Origin of the sequence: Aestuariimicrobium sp. T2.26MG-19.2B (assembly GCF_950101875.1) — a bacterium.
Lineage (GTDB): Bacteria > Actinomycetota > Actinomycetes > Propionibacteriales > Propionibacteriaceae > Aestuariimicrobium > Aestuariimicrobium kwangyangense.
The window spans coordinates 570326-587907 of sequence record NZ_CATNLW010000002.1 but is presented as its reverse complement, the minus strand read 5'-3'; the positions used below and the strand labels follow the sequence as shown (position 1 = coordinate 587907).

General features: G+C 68.6%; 16 protein-coding genes. 9 read left to right on the top strand and 7 right to left on the bottom strand.

Annotated elements, in window-relative coordinates:
- Positions 1–14 precede the first annotated feature (14 nt).
- Positions 15–1130: a tryptophan--tRNA ligase gene (trpS, locus tag QQZ11_RS12550; RefSeq protein ID WP_284550774.1), complete on the top strand. Its 1116-nt coding sequence runs from the start codon at positions 15–17 to the stop codon at positions 1128–1130.
- 19 nt (positions 1131–1149) lie between these two features.
- On the opposite strand, the gene QQZ11_RS12545 is transcribed toward trpS, so the two are convergent.
- A complete protein-coding gene (locus tag QQZ11_RS12545; protein ID WP_284550652.1) occupies positions 1150–2427 on the bottom strand; it encodes an MFS transporter in 1278 nt (425 codons plus the stop codon).
- A gap of 194 nt (positions 2428–2621) precedes the next feature.
- Between QQZ11_RS12545 and QQZ11_RS12540 the strand changes: the two genes are divergently transcribed.
- The 7 genes from QQZ11_RS12540 to QQZ11_RS12510 all read left to right on the top strand — a co-directional run bounded on the left by QQZ11_RS12540 (position 2622) and on the right by QQZ11_RS12510 (position 11936).
- The gene (locus QQZ11_RS12540) at positions 2622–4064 is read left to right on the top strand and encodes an alpha-N-arabinofuranosidase (protein ID WP_284550651.1); all 1443 of its coding nucleotides are present in this window, start codon (positions 2622–2624) and stop codon (positions 4062–4064) included.
- Between the two features lie 11 nt (positions 4065–4075).
- On the top strand, positions 4076–5101 hold the full coding sequence (locus tag QQZ11_RS12535; protein WP_284550650.1) for a LacI family DNA-binding transcriptional regulator: 1026 nt from the start codon (positions 4076–4078) through the stop codon (positions 5099–5101).
- 1 nt (position 5102) lies between these two features.
- Positions 5103–6416, top strand: coding sequence for a glycoside hydrolase family 27 protein (locus tag QQZ11_RS12530; RefSeq protein WP_284550649.1), 1314 nt, complete (start codon positions 5103–5105; stop codon positions 6414–6416).
- A gap of 43 nt (positions 6417–6459) precedes the next feature.
- Positions 6460–7155, top strand: coding sequence for an L-ribulose-5-phosphate 4-epimerase (locus QQZ11_RS12525; RefSeq protein ID WP_446698868.1), 696 nt, complete (start codon positions 6460–6462; stop codon positions 7153–7155).
- Complete coding sequence (locus QQZ11_RS12520; RefSeq protein ID WP_284550648.1) at positions 7152–8750, top strand: xylulokinase; 1599 nt, start codon at positions 7152–7154, stop codon at positions 8748–8750. Before QQZ11_RS12525 ends, QQZ11_RS12520 begins: the two co-directional genes overlap by 4 nt.
- A gap of 20 nt (positions 8751–8770) precedes the next feature.
- The gene (araA, locus tag QQZ11_RS12515; RefSeq protein WP_284550647.1) at positions 8771–10273 is read left to right on the top strand and encodes an L-arabinose isomerase; all 1503 of its coding nucleotides are present in this window, start codon (positions 8771–8773) and stop codon (positions 10271–10273) included.
- A gap of 121 nt (positions 10274–10394) precedes the next feature.
- Positions 10395–11936 (top strand): glucoamylase family protein, encoded by a 1542-nt coding sequence (locus QQZ11_RS12510; protein ID WP_284550646.1) that lies wholly within the window; start codon positions 10395–10397, stop codon positions 11934–11936.
- On the opposite strand, the gene QQZ11_RS12505 is transcribed toward QQZ11_RS12510, so the two are convergent.
- Both QQZ11_RS12505 and QQZ11_RS12500 read right to left on the bottom strand, forming a co-directional pair.
- The gene (locus tag QQZ11_RS12505) at positions 11874–12263 is read right to left on the bottom strand and encodes an MGMT family protein (protein ID WP_284550645.1); all 390 of its coding nucleotides are present in this window, start codon (positions 12261–12263) and stop codon (positions 11874–11876) included. The two genes, QQZ11_RS12510 and QQZ11_RS12505, sit on opposite strands and share 63 nt — an antisense overlap.
- Positions 12264–12268: 5 nt before the next feature.
- Complete coding sequence (locus QQZ11_RS12500) at positions 12269–13918, bottom strand: DEAD/DEAH box helicase (protein WP_284550644.1); 1650 nt, start codon at positions 13916–13918, stop codon at positions 12269–12271.
- A 195-nt stretch (positions 13919–14113) separates the two neighbouring features.
- Between QQZ11_RS12500 and QQZ11_RS12495 the strand changes: the two genes are divergently transcribed.
- Positions 14114–14794: a ferritin-like fold-containing protein gene (locus QQZ11_RS12495; RefSeq protein ID WP_284550643.1), complete on the top strand. Its 681-nt coding sequence runs from the start codon at positions 14114–14116 to the stop codon at positions 14792–14794.
- A gap of 10 nt (positions 14795–14804) precedes the next feature.
- Here QQZ11_RS12495 and QQZ11_RS12490 read toward each other — a convergent pair whose 3' ends face one another.
- The 4 genes from QQZ11_RS12490 to QQZ11_RS12475 form a co-directional block, all read right to left on the bottom strand.
- Positions 14805–15029, bottom strand: coding sequence for a DUF3107 domain-containing protein (locus QQZ11_RS12490; RefSeq protein ID WP_022910442.1), 225 nt, complete (start codon positions 15027–15029; stop codon positions 14805–14807).
- Positions 15030–15110: 81 nt separating this feature from the next.
- The gene (locus tag QQZ11_RS12485; RefSeq protein WP_284550642.1) at positions 15111–16010 is read right to left on the bottom strand and encodes a PP2C family protein-serine/threonine phosphatase; all 900 of its coding nucleotides are present in this window, start codon (positions 16008–16010) and stop codon (positions 15111–15113) included.
- Between the two features lie 99 nt (positions 16011–16109).
- Entirely contained in the window at positions 16110–17072 is a 963-nt protein-coding gene (ligD, locus tag QQZ11_RS12480) for a non-homologous end-joining DNA ligase (protein ID WP_022910440.1), read from the bottom strand.
- Positions 17073–17230: 158 nt separating this feature from the next.
- On the bottom strand, positions 17231–17437 hold the full coding sequence (locus QQZ11_RS12475) for a cold-shock protein (protein ID WP_022910439.1): 207 nt from the start codon (positions 17435–17437) through the stop codon (positions 17231–17233).
- Positions 17438–17582: the final 145 nt, after the last annotated feature.

Here is a 17582-nt window from a genome sequence, read left to right as displayed (position 1 = left end):
TGACCGACCCCGCGATGACCCCGGCCGACCAACTGACCGACGGCGACGCGCTCGAGGCCTCGACCTCGGACGCCTCCCTGGCTTCGAGCATGAGACGCAGCGACGAGATCGAGGCCGACCTCGCAGCCGGCAAGGGTGCCCGCTACCGCATGTTGACCGGCGACCGACCGACCGGACGACTGCACATCGGCCACTACTTCGGATCGCTCGCGAACCGGGTGCGCCTGCAGAACCTGGGTCTGGACACCTTCGTGTTGATCGCTGACTACCAGGTGATCTACGACCGCGATGGGGTGGGCGAGCTCGCCGACAACGTGCTCAACTGCGTGACCGACTACTTGGCCATCGGCATCGACCCCGAGAAGTCGACCATCTTCGCCCACTCGGCGGTGCCGGCGTTGAACCAGTTGATGCTCCCGTTCCTGTCGCTGGTCACCGACTCGGAGCTGAGGCGCAACCCCACCGTCAAGGACGAGATGGCCGGCTCCAACCGGCCGATGTCGGGCCTGATGCTCACCTTCCCCGTGCACCAGGCGGCGGACATCCTGTTCTGCAAGGCCAACGTCGTGCCGGTCGGCAAGGACCAGCTACCCCACATCGAGGTCACCCGGGTGATCGCCCGCCGCTTCGACGAGCGCTACGGACGAGCCAGGGCCGACCAGCCGGTGTTCCCCCAGGCGGATGCCCTGTTGTCGAAGTCGCCGCTGCTGCTGGGCATGGACGGCTCGAAGATGTCGAAGTCGCGAGGCAACACCATCGAGCTCGGGATGACCGCGGACGAGACGGCGAAGCTGATCAAGCGTGCGGTGACCGACTCGAACCGGACCATCACCTACGACCCCGCGAATCGTCCCGAGGTCTCGAACCTGCTGATGCTCGCGGCGCTGTGCACCGATCGTGACCCGATCGAGATCGCTGACGAGATCGGCGACGGTGGCGGCGGCGGACTGAAGAAGCTGGTGACCGAGGCCGTGAACGAGTACTTCGCACCGATCCGGGCCCGTCGCCTCGAACTGGCCGCCGCTCCCGACCATGTGCTCGGGGTGCTGCGCCAGGGCAATGGGCGCGCGAACGAGGTGGCCGACGCGACCCTCGACGACGTGCTCACCGCCATGCAGATGCGCTACTGAACGCGCTACCGGCGCGCACTCAGGTGGCCGGGCGTGAGCGCGCGATCCGGGTGAGCGCCGCGATGGCGACCGCCCCGACCACGAGGGCGACGGCCCCCACCAGCACCGCCCCGATCACCCCGACGGCCGACCCCAGCAGCGCCAGCGAGACACCGTTGCCCGTCCGCAGCCCGTTCGCCATCATCGAGTAGACCCCCACGACTCGTCCGCGTTCGTGGGTGGGGGCCCTGAGTTGAACCACTGCTTGGCCGATCGACATGGCGGCGAGACTGGCGACGCCCCCGATGAACAGGGCCAGCACGGTCAGGCCGAACCAGTGCGAGGTGGCCACCACCACCGTCGTGGTGCCCAGCAGCACCGTGGCCACCACCGCCGAGGCCAGCGTGGGACGAATCCGGCCGCTCGCTTCGAGCAGCACCCCGCCGAGCACCCCGCCAGCACCATTCGCGAACAGCAGCAAGCCGTAGCCGATGCCGCTCCCGGCCCCGAGACGGTCACCCAGTGACGGCATGGCCACCTGCAGGGAGGTGCCCACGCACACCGCGACCAGGCCACCCAGCGTGACCAGACCGATCAGCACCTTGTCGTCGCGAACGGTGCGCAGCACCGAGAAGGTGTCGAGGATCGAGAGGCGTCGGGTGCGGACGAAACCGTCGCGCACGTGCCCCGTGAATGGGGTCCGGAGCATGAGCAGGGTCATCGGCAGGTAGAAGACCGTGTTGGCGAGGATGCCCCAGGACTGCCCCAGACCCAGGAGCAGAGCAGACCCGACCACCGGGCCGGCCAGGATGCCCAAGCTCTTGAAGGTGGCATTCAGCCGCACCGCGCTCGGCAGTTCGGAGGGAGCGGCGAAGTCGTGCAGCATCAACTGTTCGGCCGGGCCCCACAGGGCCCCCGCGCACCCGTGCAGCACCAGCAGCACGCAGGCCTGCCACATCTGCAGGCTGCCGGTCAGGAAGAGTACCCCCCACACCAGTGAGACGAAGGCGAACAGCCCCTGCGCCACCTGGATGATCCGGCGGCAGTCGAACCGCTCGGCCAGCGAGCCGAACCAGACCGACAGCGTCAGGAAGGGCAGCCAGTGACTGATCACCTGGAAGCCGACCAGTGCGGGGGAGTGGAAGACCTGCCAGAGCACCCAGTAGGTGATCACGTGCTCGATGTTGTCACCCATCATCGACAGACCGGCCGTCACCAGGTAGGGCCTGGAGTGTCGATCGCGCAGGGCACCGAACCGTCGCAGGGGTCCGGTGGTGGGTGCTGTCGATGCGCTGGACGTGGTGAACTCCTCGAGCAAGGGCGGAACTCCAGCCTACGGCGGGCGGGACGGGTGTCCGGGAATCGTCCCAGTCGCCGAATGGCCCGGGGACGGGTGCGGGGAGGGCGACGCTTGTGTATCGTTACAGGAGCCGCTCTGTATCGTTACAACGTGTTCCCCGCCGGGCAGCGCCAAGCTGGCTCCGCACACTTCACCGCCGAAGGACCATCCGCATGATTCGTCTCGCCCCTGCCGACACCCCCGTCACCCTGGATCGCCGCATCCAGGGCCAGTTCGCCGAGCACTTGGGCCGCTGCATCTACGAGGGCATCTGGGTCGGCCGCGACTCCGAGATCGCCAACAAGAACGGCATCCGCACCGATGTGGTGCAGGCGCTGCGACACATCCAGGTGCCCCTCGTGCGCTGGCCGGGCGGATGCTTCGCGGACGAGTACCACTGGCTGAAGGGGGTCGGACCCGAGCGGCAGCCAATGGTCAACACCCACTGGGGCGGGGTGGTCGAGCCCAACGAGTTCGGGACCCATGAGTACTTCGACCTGGTCAACCAGCTCGACGCCGAGGCCTACATCTGCGGCAACGTCGGGAGCGGCACCGTGGCCGAGATGCACGACTGGGTCGAGTACATGACCCTCGACTCCACCGCCCCGATGGCCGAACTGCGCAAGCACCACGGACGCGAACAGCCCTGGAAGCTGGAGTGGTTCGGGGTCGGCAACGAGTCATGGGGCTGCGGTGGCAACATGCTGCCCCTGCACTACGCCAACCTGTACCGCCAGTACCAGACCTATGTGCGCCAGTACGGGCCCGAGCGGGTGGCGCGGATCGCCTGCGGCCCCAACGCCGAGGACTACGAGTGGACCGAGGTGTTGATGGCCCGGGCCGGCGGCCACATGGACGGCCTCAGCCTGCACTACTACACGCTCCCGACCACCGACTGGTCGGCGAAGGGGGTCGCCACCGGTTTCGACGAGTACGGGTGGTACGAGACCCTGAGGCAGACCCGACGGATGGACGAGTTGGTCACCGCCCACAGCCGGATCATGGATCGTCACGACCCCCACAAGCGGGTCGCCCTCGTGATCGACGAGTGGGGAACCTGGTACGACGTGGAGGAGGGCACCAACCCCGGCTTCCTGTACCAGCAGAACACCCAGCGTGACGCCATGGTGGCGGCCATCAACCTCAACATCTTCCACCGCCACGCCGACCGGGTGCGCATGACCAACATCGCCCAGATGGTCAATGTGCTGCAGTCGATGATCCTGACCGACGGCGCCTCGATGATCACCACTCCGACCTACCACGTGTTCGACCTCTACCGCGACCACCAGGATGCCGAGTACGTGCCCACCCCGTCGGGGGCGCTGGGTCCTGACGGCGAACTGACGGTCTCCCGCAAGGGCGACGACTGGACGATCAGCGCTGCGAACACCTCCCTGGGGCGCGAGCTGCCCGCCGAGTTCGAACTGCCTCGTGGCGTGGGTGAGCTGCTCCGCGCCCAGTTGCTGGGCTCAGACGCCCCCGACTCGCACAACACCTTCGACCAGCCCGACGCCGTCTCGCTCACCGACCTGGCCGTTCGGGTCGACGGGGGCCGGGTCAGCTTCACGCTGCCGCCCCACGCGGTGGCGACCGTCCGCGTGCGGCTCGGATAGGTTGCAGCTCCATGGGCACGATGCAGGACGTGGCTCGCCATGCGGGCGTCTCGGTGATGACGGTCTCGAACGTGATCAACGGGCACCCGCACGTGCGTGAGTCCACCCGGCAGAAGGTGCTGGCGGCGATCGCCGAACTGGACTACCACGTCAACACCGCCGCCCGGAACCTGCGCCAAGGGCGTACCGGAGTGATCTGCCTCGCCGTGCCCGACATCGATCGTCCCTATTTCGGGCTGCTTGCGACCTTGCTGATCGAGCGCGCCTCCGCACGGGGGTACGAGCTGGTGGTCGAACAGACCAGCGCGCGCCGTGACCGGGAACTCGACTCGATCACCCGCTCACGCCTGCGCAGCTACGACGGGGTGATGCTGAGCTCGGTGCAGTTGCACGACGACGATGCCACCCTGCTGCGCGGCGACTTCCCGTTGGTGGTCTTCGGCGAGCGTCCCTTCAGCATCCCCATCGACCACGTCGCCATGGCGAACGAGCGAGGCACCGACCTCGCCACCCAGCACCTGATCGATCAGGGCTGCACGAGGATCGCGATCATCGGGGGGCAGGTGGGCACCGGCGAGATCGACGTGTCGACGCTGCGCGCGCAGGGATACCTGACGGCCATGGAGCGGGCCGGGCTCACGGTCAACCCGCTCTGGGTGCACCACGCCGACTACTCCTTCGAGGGAAGTCTGGAGTCGACCAGCCGACTGCTCGACGAACTCGGCAGCGAGGGTGGTCGACCTCCCGTCGACGGCCTGGTCTGCGCCACCGACCTGATCGCCGTCTCGGCCATCAGGGTCCTGCGCGACCGGGGGTTCAGTGTGCCCGAGGACGTCCTGGTCGTCGGTTTCGACGACGTACCGTTGGCCCAGTTCCTCACGCCCTCGCTCAGCGCCGTCCGGCCCGACCACGAAGGCATGGTCGACGCGGCCCTCGACATGCTGATCGAACGCATCGAGGGCCGTCGCGACCCCGACGACTACCGCACCTTCATCGGCGACGTCACCCTCGTCCAACGCGAATCCACCAGGAGATGAGATGACCCCTCGCCCACCCATGGGCTGGAACAGCTGGGACTGCTACGGCACCACCGTCACCGAGGACGAGGTGCTCGCCAACGCCCGGTTCATGGCCGAGCACCTGCTGGCACACGGATTCGACACGGTGGTCGTCGACATCGACTGGTCGGATCCGACGGCACGTTCGCACGGGTACAACCCCGAGGCACCCCTGCAGTTCGACGGGAACGGCAGACTCGTGCCGGACCCGGGCCGATTCCCCTCCAGCGCTGGCGGGGCAGGTTTTCGTCCACTCGCCGACCGGGTGCACGCCCTCGGGCTGAAGTTCGGCATCCACACGATGCGGGGCATCCCGCGCCTGGCCGTTGCAGCAGACCTACCCATCGCCGGTTCCCCACACACCGCCCGGCAGGTGGCGGTCGAGACCAACTCGTGTGAGTGGAATCCCGACATGGTCGGCCTCGACCACACCCACCCGGGCGCCCAGGACTACTACGACTCGACCCTGGCCCTCTACGCCGAGTGGGGCGTCGACTTCATCAAGGCCGACGACATGTTGTGGCCCTACCAGGCGGCCGACATCGAGGCCTACTCCCGCGCGATCGCCAGCACCGGGCGGGAGATGCAGTTGAGTCTGTCACCGGGAAGGGACCTGTCGCTGAGCCGACTCGACCACCTGCGGGAACACGCCACCATGTGGCGCATCTGCGACGACCTGTGGGATCGCTGGGGCGATGTCGAGGCCAACTTCGCCCGCTTCGCCCGTTGGGCCCCCCACGCCGGTGAGCAGGGGTGGCCCGATGGCGACATGCTGCCCCTCGGGCGGATCGGCATCCGGGCCGAACGTGGGGAGCCTCGCGACGACCTGCTGACCCCGGACGAGCGACGCAGCCTGCTCACCCTGTGGCTGATGGCTCGCTCCCCACTCATGATCGGAGGAGACCTGCCCAGCACCCGACCCGAGACCATCGCGCTGTTCACCAACGACGAGGTGCTCGCCGTGCTGGACTCCCTCGACAACAGGGAACTCTTCCGGGAGGGTGACACCGTCCTGTGGGGGGCGCGGGGCATCCGTGAGGGACAGCCGGTGGCATGGGCTGCCTGCTTCAACCTGGCCGACGTGGGGCGCGAACTGGTGCTCGACCTCGGCAACCTGGGACTGGGGACAGGCGAGGGGTCGCAGCTGGTGGAGCTGTGGTCCGGTGAGAGGCTGCTGGTGGAGCCCGTCGACGGACAGTCCGACCGGGCGCGCGGCGTGGCTCCTGGGAGTGGGGCGGTCAGGCTGAACCTGCCGGCCCACGGGGTGGCCCTGTTGCGAGGTGCGACACTCTGAGCCGCTGGCGTGGACCAATCTGTAACGATACATTTGTGGAGTGATCACCGTGGACACCAGACAGATCGACGCCGTCAGGAATGACGTCGCACGCCTGCACGCCGAACTCGTGCGAGCCGGCTTGGTGGTGTGGACCGGCGGCAATGTCTCGGGACGGGTTCCCGGAACCGACTTGTTCGTGATCAAGCCGTCCGGGGTCTCCTATGACGACCTCGCGCCGGAGAACATGGTGGTCTGTGACCTCGACGGACGAGCCGTGCCCGGGCTGCCCGGCTCCGAGCGTCAACCCTCCAGCGACACTGCGGCCCACGCCTACGTCTACCGCCAGATGCCCGAGGTCGGAGGGGTCGTGCACACGCACTCGACCTACGCCGTCGCGTGGGCCGCCAGGGGCGAGGAGATTCCCTGCGTGATCACCGCCATGGCCGACGAGTTCGGGGGACCCATCCCGGTCGGACCGTTCGCGATCATCGGTGACGACTCCATCGGGCGCGGCATCGTCGAGACCCTGAAGGGTCACCGCTCCCGGGCCGTCCTGATGCGCAACCACGGGCCCTTCACCATCGGCAGTTCGGCCAAGGACGCCGTCAAGGCCGCCGTCATGCTCGAGGATGTCGCCAGGACCGTGCACATCGCGCGGCAGGGAGGCGACCTGGTGCCGATCGACCCGGCCGACATCGATCGTCTGTACGACCGCTACCAGAATGTCTACGGACAGCAGGGGGACGAACGTCGATGAGCACCACCTCCACGAGCGGCTCACAGCGCACCTGCCTGGGCATCGAGCTGGGATCGACCCGGATCAAGGCCTGCCTGGTCGACGCCGACCAACCGACCACCGTGTTGGCCGCCGGCAGCCAAGCCTGGGAGAACCAGTTCGTCGATCGCATGTGGACCTACTCCCTCGACGAGGTGTGGAACGGCATCCGGGCCGCCATCGCCGACCTCGGCCCGATCGCAGGGATGCGCATCGACGCCATCGGGATCTCGGCCATGATGCACGGATACCTCCCTTTCGACTCCGCCGGTGAGCTGCTGGTGCCGTTCCGCACCTGGCGCAACACCACCACCGCTCGGGCCTCGGAAGAACTGGTGAGCGAGCTGGGGGTCAACATCCCGCTTCGATGGTCGATCGCCCATCTGCACCAGGCCGTGCTGGACGACGAGCAGCACCTGGCCCGGCTGCACCACATCACCACTCTGGCCGGGTACGTGCACGAGAAGCTGACGGGGGAGCGGGTGCTGGGTGTCGGTGACGCCTCGGGTATGTTCCCCATCTCCTCGGGCCACGGCACCAGCCCCGACCACCACCTGGACTACGACCCGGAGCTGGTCGAGCGCTACGACCGCCTGGCTGCCGGGCGGGTTCCGCCCCTGCGTGACCTGCTGCCGCGGGTGCTGAAGGCCGGTGACCCGGCTGGCTCGCTGACGGCGGAGGGGCTGCGACTGCTCGACCCCGAGGGGACGCTCAGTGCCGGTGTGCTCGTCGAGGGCACCCCGGTGTGCCCGCCCGAGGGCGATGCCGGCACCGGCATGGTGGCGACCCACGCCGTTGCCCCCCGAACCGGCAACGTGAGCGCGGGCACCTCGATCTTCGCGATGGTGGTGCTCGAGCGCCCCTTGGCCACGGTGCACCAGGAGATCGACCTGGTCACCACCCCGGCGGGCGACCCGGTTGCGATGGTGCACTGCAACAACGGGGCCAGCGAACTGGCCAGCTGGGCCGGGCTGTTCCGACGATTCGCCGAGGTTGCCGGTCTCACTCTCGACGATGACGCGGTCTACGACCTGCTCTTCCGTGAGGCGCTCGCGGGCGATCCCGACGCCGGCGGCCTGCTCGCCTACAACCAGCTGGCGGGTGAGCCGATCGCCGGGCTCGAGGAGGGTCGTCCCTTGTTCGTGCGCACCCCCGACAGCTCGTTCACCCTGGCCAACACGGTCCGTGCCCAGCTGTACGGCGTCTTCTCCACCCTCGCTCTCGGCATGCACGTGCTGACCGACGAAGGAGTGCAGCTCGACTCCCTGTACGCGCACGGGGGAATGTTCCGTACCGCCGGAGTGGCCCAGAGATTCCTGGCCGGTGCCCTCGACGTGCCCGTGAGCGTCGGTGAGACGGCTGCCGAAGGGGGAGCGTGGGGTATGGCCGTGTTGGCCGCGCACGCTCTCGCCCACGGGGGACGCGACCTCGCCACCTTCCTCGACGACCAGGTGTTCGCCGACGCTGCCCTCGTCACCCACGACCCCGATCCGGCCGATGTGGCCGGGTTCGCCGCCCACCTCGAGCGCTACCGCGTCGGACTGGCCGTCGAGGCCGCCGCCGTCAAGGCTCTCTGACACCCCACCTAGGAGCCCCCATGGCACTCAGCTCGTCGTTCCACGGCCTCACCGTTTGGTTCGTCACCGGATCCCAGCACCTCTACGGCCCCGAGACGCTCCGGCAGGTGGCTGAGCAGTCCCGGCAGGTTGCCGAGGGCCTGGCGGGACTGCCCGTCCGGGTCGAGTGGAAGCCGGTGCTCACCGACACCGATGCGATTCGCAGGCTCGCACTCGACGCGAACGCAGACGACTCCGTGATCGGGGTGATCTCCTGGATGCACACGTTCAGCCCCGCCAAGATGTGGATCGCGGGGCTCGACGCACTGCGCAAACCCCTGCTGCACCTGCACACCCAGGCCAACGTGGCCTTGCCGTGGGACGAGATCGACTTCGACTTCATGAACCTCAACCAAGCGGCGCATGGTGACCGGGAGTTCGGCTACATCCAGACTCGCCTCGGTGTCCCGCGGACGACCGTGGTCGGGCACGTGTCCAATCCCGCAGTGCTGGCCCAGGTCGAGAACTGGCAGCGCGCTGCCGCCGGTGCCCAGGCCCTGCGCACGCTCAAGCTGGCCCGGTTCGGCGACAACATGCGTTACGTGGCCGTCACCGAGGGCGACAAGACCGAGGCTGAACTCCGCTTCGGGGTGCAGGTCAACACCTGGGGCGTCAACGAGTTGGCCGAGGCCGTGGCGGCCGCCACCGATGCCCAGGTCGACGCCTTGGTCGAGGAGTACGTGGCCAGCTACGACGTGGCCGCTGAACTGCTGCCCGGAGCCGAGAGGCACCAGTCGCTGCGCGACGGCGCCGCCATCGAGGTCGGTCTGCGCAGTTTCCTCGAAGCCGGGGACTTCGGCGCGTTCACCACCAGCTTCGAAGACCTGGGGGCGCTCAGGCAACTGCCCGGCCTGGCCGTGCAGCGGTTGATGGCCGAGGGCTACGGTTTCGGAGCCGAGGGTGACTGGAAGACGGCCATCCTCGTCCGGCTCGCGAACGTGATGGGCACAGGACTGCCCGGCGGCGCGAGCCTGATGGAGGACTACACCTACGACATGGTGCCCGGACACGAGGTCATCCTTGGCGCCCACATGCTCGAGGTCTCGCCCTCGCTCACCACCTCGAAGCCCCGCCTCGAGGTGCACCCGCTCGGTATCGGCGGCAAGGACGACCCGGTGCGCCTGGTCTTCACCGCCGACCCGGGCCCGGCGATCGTCGTGGCGCTCACCGACCTGCGGGACCGCTTCAGGCTGACCGCCAACCTCGTCGAGAACGTGTCGGCGCCCGACCTCCCCAAGCTGCCGGTCGGACGAGCCGTCTGGAAGCCCGCACCCGACCTCGCCACCTCCGCTGCCTGCTGGCTCGCTGCGGGGGCCGCGCACCACACCGTGATGAGCACTGCCGTGGACGTGGAGATCTTCCGCATCTTCGCCGAGATCACCCGCACCGAACTGGTCGTCATCGACGAGCAGACCACCGTGCGCGGGTTCCAGCAGGAACTGCGCTGGAACCAGGCCTACCACCGCCTCGCCCAGGGGCTCTGAGCCCGGGGGCAGCCGCCGCGGGTCCACGCGACCTCCGACTTCCAGCGCCGCCGGCGGTTAGTGTGACCGGATCGGGTACCACTCCCGTACCGGGGCTCGACGACGCACTTCGGAGGACCAGATGTCACAGCAGTTCCAGCACACCCCCACCGCACTCGGCCGCAGGGCGCTGCTCGCAGGAGGTGTCGGTGTGGGCATCGGCGCCCTCGGCGCCAAGGCTCCGACCCCTGCGCACGCAGCCCCGAACCAGAGCCAGCAGGAGCGAAAACTGCTGATGCGCTGGGGCAGGGACACCTGGCATGGCCTCGCGTCCATGGCCGATCCGCGCACCGGCCTGGTGACAGACCTGATCCAGGCCGACCTGACCGAACCCGCCACCGTGACGTCGCCGACCAACATCGGCGGCTACCTGTGGTCAGCCGTCGTCGCCCGCGAACTCGGCATCATCACCCCCGGCGAGGCCAGTCGGCGTGTCCGCCAGACGCTCGACACGCTGTCGCGGATGGAGCACCACACCGCCTCGGGCATGTACTTCAACTGGTACGACCCCCGCGACGGATCCGTCGTGACCGCGTGGCCGGGCAGCGGGGACCCCGTCGAACCGTTCGTGTCGTCCGTTGACGCCGCGTGGCTGGGGGCGGCGCTGCTGGTCGTCCGGAATGCCGACCAGGCCAACGCCACCCTGGCAGGGAAGATGTTCGACCGCATGCGCTTCGACGTCTTCTCCGACCCCACCTTCTGGAAGCCCTACCTCAACTACGGCGGCTTCTACCTGCAGGAGCCGACCCGACTGGCCCATCCTCCGCGGACCGAGGCACGTGACCTGATCGGTGCGGGAACCCCGGTCTGGTACACCGCCGACCACCACTACGACACCATCGTCTCCGAGACCCGCATCACGACCTATCTGGGCATCGCCAAGAAGCAGATCCCCGCCACCGCGTATTTCCAGGCCTGGCGAACGTTCCCCCCGGACTGGACCTGGCCCGAGATGACCCCGGTGGGTCAGTGGCGCAGCTATCTGGGTGTCGACGTCTTCGAGGGTGCCCACGACTACCTCGGACGGCGCACCGTGCCCGGCTGGGGTGGGTCGATGTTCGAGGAACTCATGCCCAATGTCTTCGTGCCCGAGGAGACCTGGGCTCCATTGTCGTGGGGGCGCAATCATGCCAACCACGTGGCCGTGCAACGAGACCATGGCCTGAAGGAGTACGGGTACTGGGGGTTCTCGCCCGCCAGCAACCCCTTCGGGGGGTACTCCGAATGGGGGGTGGACGCGTTGGGGCTCAAGCCCGACGGCTACTTCAGCGATGTGGAACACACCGACCGCACACCCACCGATCCCGACCCCCACTACGGCAACGGTGTCGTCACGCCCCACGCGGCGTTCCTCGCGATGATGCATGACCGGGCCGGGGCGATCGCTACCCTGCAGGCACTGGAGGCCAACTTCGAATGCTACGGGCCGGGCGGCTTCCACGACGCGGTTGCGGTCGGCTCGGGCACCGTCGCCCATCGGCACCTGTCGCTGGACCCGGCCATGATCATGGGAGCACTCGGCAACGTCCTCGCCAAAGGGGTGCTGCAGCGGGCCTTCTCGTCAGGCGCGGTCGAGCGACTGGTCCGTCCGGTGATCTCGCTCGAGGAGTTCGGCGCCAGCTGAGGCACCGAAGGAGGCGTCGTAGGCGTCAGCCCACCGTGCGAGATCGGCGCGGTGGGCACCGATCCGGCAACCTCGTCCGCTCGGCTTGATCGTGATGCCCTCGTCACGCCAGTGCGCGCTCGCCTCGACCGCGAGGTCGGGTGGCAGGTCACCGGAGGCGCTGGTGACGCGCCACCACGTCACGGACGAACCCCACGCGCTCATGATGGCGCCGACCCTGCGCGGACCGGTGCCGACCAGCGCGGCGATGTCACCGTAGCTGACAACCCGGCCCGCGGGGACCAGGTCGACGGCACGGAGCACCCGCTCGACCAGGTCCTCGGTCATCGGCGTCAGTCGTTCGGACCCTGGGTGGTCGAAGGCTGGGGGGTCGAACTCTGGGGGGTCGAACCTTGGGCCGGAGTCGAGTTGGGCCCGGCACCGCCGCGCGAACGGCGGCGACGGCGACGCGGGGCGCCACCCTCGGGCTTCTCGGACTCTGACACGTTCGTGGCGCTCACCTGCTCGCCCCCCGGGGTGACCGTCTCGCCGTTGCGGCTGCGGCGGCGTTCCCTCGGCTGGCGTTCGCGGCGGGGCTGGCTCTCGGAGCCGCGCTCGCCCCGTCCGCGACGATCATGGCGGCCGCCGCGGTCACGGTCCGGACGGTCCTCACGCGGCTTGGCCGGGATGAGTCGTCCCTTGGTGCCGGCGGGGATGTCCAGGTCGGTGAACAGGTGGGGGCTGGACGAGTAGGTCTCGACGGGCTCGGGGAAGTCGAGGGAGAGCGACTTGTTGATCGTCTTCCAGCGCGTGACGTCGGCCCAGTCGACCAAGGTCACCGCCACGCCCTTGTTCCCGGCTCGACCCGTGCGGCCGATGCGGTGCACGTAGGTCTTGTCGTCGTCGGGGCACTCGTTGTTGATGACGTGGCTGACTCCGGTGACGTCGATACCGCGGGCGGCGACGTCGGTGGCGACCAGGACGCTCACCGCTCCGTCGCGGAAACGCTTGAGGGCACGTTCGCGGGCGGCTTGGTTGAGGTCACCGTGGATGGGCGCAGCCGGGAAGCCCCGGTCGACCAATTCGTCGGTGAGCCGCTGCGCAGCACGCTTGGTGCGGCAGAAGATCATCACCTTCTCGACCCCGGTCGACTGCAGGATGCGTCCGATCACCTCGGGCTTGTCGAGGTCGTGCGCCTGGTAGACGAACTGGGTGGTGTCGGGCACCGTGGCCTGGGCGTCGTGTCCCTCGGCGCGCACGTTCACGGGACGCTGCAACCAGGTACGAGCCAGCGAGACGATCGCCGAGGGCATGGTGGCCGAGAACAACATGGTCTGGCGCGACTTGGGGGTCATGCCCAGCAGTCGCTCGACGTCGGGCAGGAAGCCGAGGTCGAGCATCTCGTCGGCTTCGTCCAGCACCGCGACGCGCACGTGCGAGAGGTCGAGCTTGCCACGGTTGGCCAGGTCGATGAGGCGGCCCGGGGTGCCGACGACCACGTCGACACCGCGCTCGAGGGCCTCCAGTTGAGGCTCGTAGCCCACGCCTCCGTAGACCGTCAGGACGCGGGCCTTGCGGATCGTCGATCCCGTCTCGAGGTCGCGGGCCACCTGGACGGTCAGCTCACGGGTGGGGGTGACCACCAGGGCCTGCGGCTTGCCGGGGTGCTCGAGTTCGTCGAAGAACTCGTCACCCTCGATGAGGACGCGCTGCAGAACAGCGATGCCGAAGGCGAGGGTCTTGCCGGTTCCGGTGCGGGCCTGACCGATCAGGTCCACGCCCTCGAGCGCCAAGGGCAGCGCGAGGCGCTGAATGGCGAACGGGTGGGTGATGCCCACCTGGGCGAGGGACTGTTCGATGGCCGGCAGCACGCCGAGGTCGGCGAAGGTCTGCTCGATCTCGGGGGTGGGGTTCTCGTCGGTGACGTTGTCGTCGATGTGAAGAGTCAGGGTGGTGCCTTCGTTGTGCGGCGCGGGAGGCGCCGATCGGGCTGCAGGGCTCATCCGGATCGGAGGTGCCGCTGGCACCGGGGGGACGAGGGCGCGGAGACCATGGTGTCCACCCAGTGGTGTTCCCATGGCTCCGCAGCGCACGCTGCAGGGTCGGACACGATTGCCCAACCTTGTTCAGTCTACCCCGCCCACGACACGTTCGCCGACCTCACGGGCTGTGGGCGTGGTGATGGCTACCGTGGGTGCGTGAGCAGCAGCCAGACCACCACAGCCCAGACCGGTGAGGCCAACCAGGACGACGACGGCCGGGCGAGCCTGCGGACCCTTGTCGTGCTGGGCCAGCTGGATGCCTTCGAGACGATCATCGCCGATGCGCGGCTCGCGCCAGACCTGTCGTCCCGTACCCAGTTGACGCGCCTGGGGCTGCTGCAGTTCGCACCGGTCGACCGGCTGCTGGAGTCCATCGAGCAGGCCCCGCTGGCCGGCACGGTGGCGGAGGCGCTGAAGAACTTCCACCAGTACACGCCGACATCCATCTGGCCACAGGCGCTGGTGAAGACGGTGCTCACGTCCGGCATGGCCACTGACCTGCTCGACCTGCTGGATGGCTCGGCCATCGACGGGCTCGACCTGAGGGCCGTGGGGGTCGCCCATGCCGAGGCCGGACGCTGGGCGCGAGATCAGCTGTCAGGGGTACTCGAGGAAGACCCCGAGGTGGCCGGCCGGTTGGCGCTGTTCGCGCGCAGGATGCTCGGTGAGGCCAGCGCCCAGACCCAGCGCGTGGCGGGCCGGGCATCGGCCCTCGCGGCCCTGCTCACGGGACAACCGGCGGGGTCCTCCGCCGAGGTGGCAGCCACCAGTCAGTTGGTCGGACGACTCGTCGAACTCTCGGCGGCGCGCCTCGAGGAGCTGGGGCTCCAGCCCTGAGCCGGGCGGTTCAGACCGAGCCGAAACCCACCTGACGAGACTGCTCGATCCCGAGGTCGAGGTATCCCACCTGCTCGGCCGGGACGGCGATGGTGCGGCCCCGGTCGTCGGTGAGGGTGAACAGGCCGTTGTTGTCGCGCGCGTCGGAGAGCGCCTTCAGCACCTCGTCGGCCGTCGACTTCGACTCGAGCTGAATCTCGCGGGACACGTGCTTGATACCGATCTTGATCTCCACGGGACCCACCGTAGCGGTGTGTCGGGTTGGATCGGAGCGCGTGGGGTCGGTTGCGCCGAAGGCGGAGCCGCCTGATGTCCGTCAGTCCACGTGAGCCAGGGCGACGGTGATGTTGTCCCGTCCACCTTGCTGACAAGCCCACTCGGTGAGGGTCCTGGCCACGTCGCGCAGGTCCGTGCTGGCCCCCGCGGCCACTCGGCCGCCGCCGACCTCGGCAAGGGTCCGGCCGACGAGGTCACCCATCGCCTCGGGCGCCGAGGCGTAGTTCCACAGCCCGTCCGAGCAGACGACCAGGATGCCCGGCGCCTCGGCGCGGAAGTGCCTCATGCGCGGGTTGAGTTCCGGGGCGTCGGGTCCGATCCAGCGGGTGATGGCGTGGGCCTGGCGGCTCGACTCGGCCTGCTCACGGCTGTAGCCCAGCTCGATCTGGGCCTGGGCCAAGGAGTCGTCCACGCTCAACTGCACGGTCGCAGGTGCCGGCGCACCCGGGGTGGGGGCGTCGGGCACCCAGTAGGCGCGGGTGTCGCCGATGTTCCCGAGATGGATCTCACGCCCGTGCACCAGGGCAGCGACCAGGGTGCACGAGCCGACGGGTGAGCCGTCCTCGCCCAGCGCCAGCACCGCGCGCTGGGCCGCCTGGTAGGCCGAACCGAAGGTGGCGTCCCAGTCCCGGTCCGCGTCGGGCCCGACCGCGTCGAGCAGGGCATTGCGGACCGTGGTCGCCGCGACCTGGGAGGCCCGTTCAGCGCCGATGGAGCTCGAGACACCGTCGCAGACCACCAGCGCAGCCCAGTCACCGCTCACGCCGGCGGAGTAGGCATCCTGGTTGGTGCGGTGCCGTCGTCCGATCTCCGTGGCGACACCGACCCATGCGGCCGGGGCCTCGGCGTGTCGGGTGCGCTCGGGCGCCTCCTGGGGACGCTGCAACACCCGGGTCGGTTCGTCGGCCTGGTGTTCTGGCGGTGGGGACTGGTCGAACATCGTCTGCTCTCCATTAGTCGAGGGGCGATGGACGAGGCACAGTCCATCACGAACGGGGTCCGACGGCGTCCGGCGCGCTGGCCCCGGGGTGGCCGACTTTCACTGCTCGGGTGCGACGAACCGGGGCAGCGGTGCGGCGACCTCGGGGTCGAGCAGATGTTCCCACACGTCACCCAGCGTGGCCACCCGCTCGGGGACGTCCCGGATCGTGAAGTGCAACTCATCGCCGGGACCGACTGCCGCCACCTCGTCCCAGGTCAGGGGTGTCGACACGCGTGGTTCGGCGCGTCCGCGGGCCGAGTACACGCTGATGGTGTTGCGGTCGGCCCGGTTCTGCAGGTGGTCGACGTAGATGCGCTCGGGTCTGGCCGCCTTGTTCATGGTGATCACGAACAGGTCGGGGCGGGCGCGGGCCAGGCGCAGACCCAGGATCCGAACCTGGTCGACCACCTCCCGCCAGGCCGACGGTTCGATGGGCGCCATCACCTGCAGGCCCTTCGAGCCGGTGGTCTTCACGAAGGGAACCAACCCCTCCCCGGCGAGTTCGGTGGCCGCCATCATCGCCGCAGCCGCCAACTGGTGTGCGCTGATGCCCGGTCCCGGGTCGAGGTCGACGACCAGGGTGGTGGCCCGTACGGAGTTCTCGCCGTCGAAGCCGATCGGTTCACCCGCACCGGTGGGGGAGTCGCCGAGCCGCCACTGCGGGGTGTGCAGTTCGATGGCCGCGAGGTTGGCCAGCCAGACCAAGGTCGCGGCGTCGTCGGCGACCACGTAGTCGATCCGTGAACCGGCAGCCAGCACCTGCTGGATGTGCACCCACTCCGGGGTGCCGGCCGGGGCGTTCTTCTCGTAGAACGACTCGGCATCGGCACCGTTGGGGAAACGCAGCCGGGTGATGCATCGCCCAGCCAGGTGCGGCAGCAACGTCGGCGCGATAGCGACGTGGTAGTCGATCAGCTCGGCCTTGGTGGTGCCGTCGGGGAACAGGACCTTGTCGAGATTGGTGAGGGTGAGCACGTGGCCGTCGACCTCGGTGCGCAGCCCCTCTGATTCGGCGGGCATTCCCGCAGCGTAGCCGTCGTGGGGTGACGCGGTCAGGCTCCCTGCCGGCGGTGCGGCCTCGGTGCCTCAGCACGGGGCCCGACGGGATGGGGGAACAGACAACGGGGCCCGTCCGTGTGGACGGGCCCCGTTGGGAAGTCTGGAGTCCAGACGGGTGATCAGCCGATCACGCGAACGTTCTCAGCCTGCTGGCCCTTCTGGCCCTGCGTCACCTCGAACTCGACGGCCTGACCTTCTTCGAGAGTCTTGAATCCCTTGGTCTCGATCGAAGAGTAGTGAACGAAAACGTCCTCGCCTCCGCCATCGATCGCAATGAAACCGTAGCCCTTGCCGGCATCGAACCACTTGACGGTTCCCTGTGCCATGTAAATCTCCTCGTGCACCGATCGGGGTGGATGCATTACCGCCCCCTGCTGCCATCGGTCTTTCCGTTGGCTGCAGTGTGACCACTCTTGCACAATCTGAGGCCAACCCCCACACCGGAGGGCCACGAATTTGTCAGATCGGGCT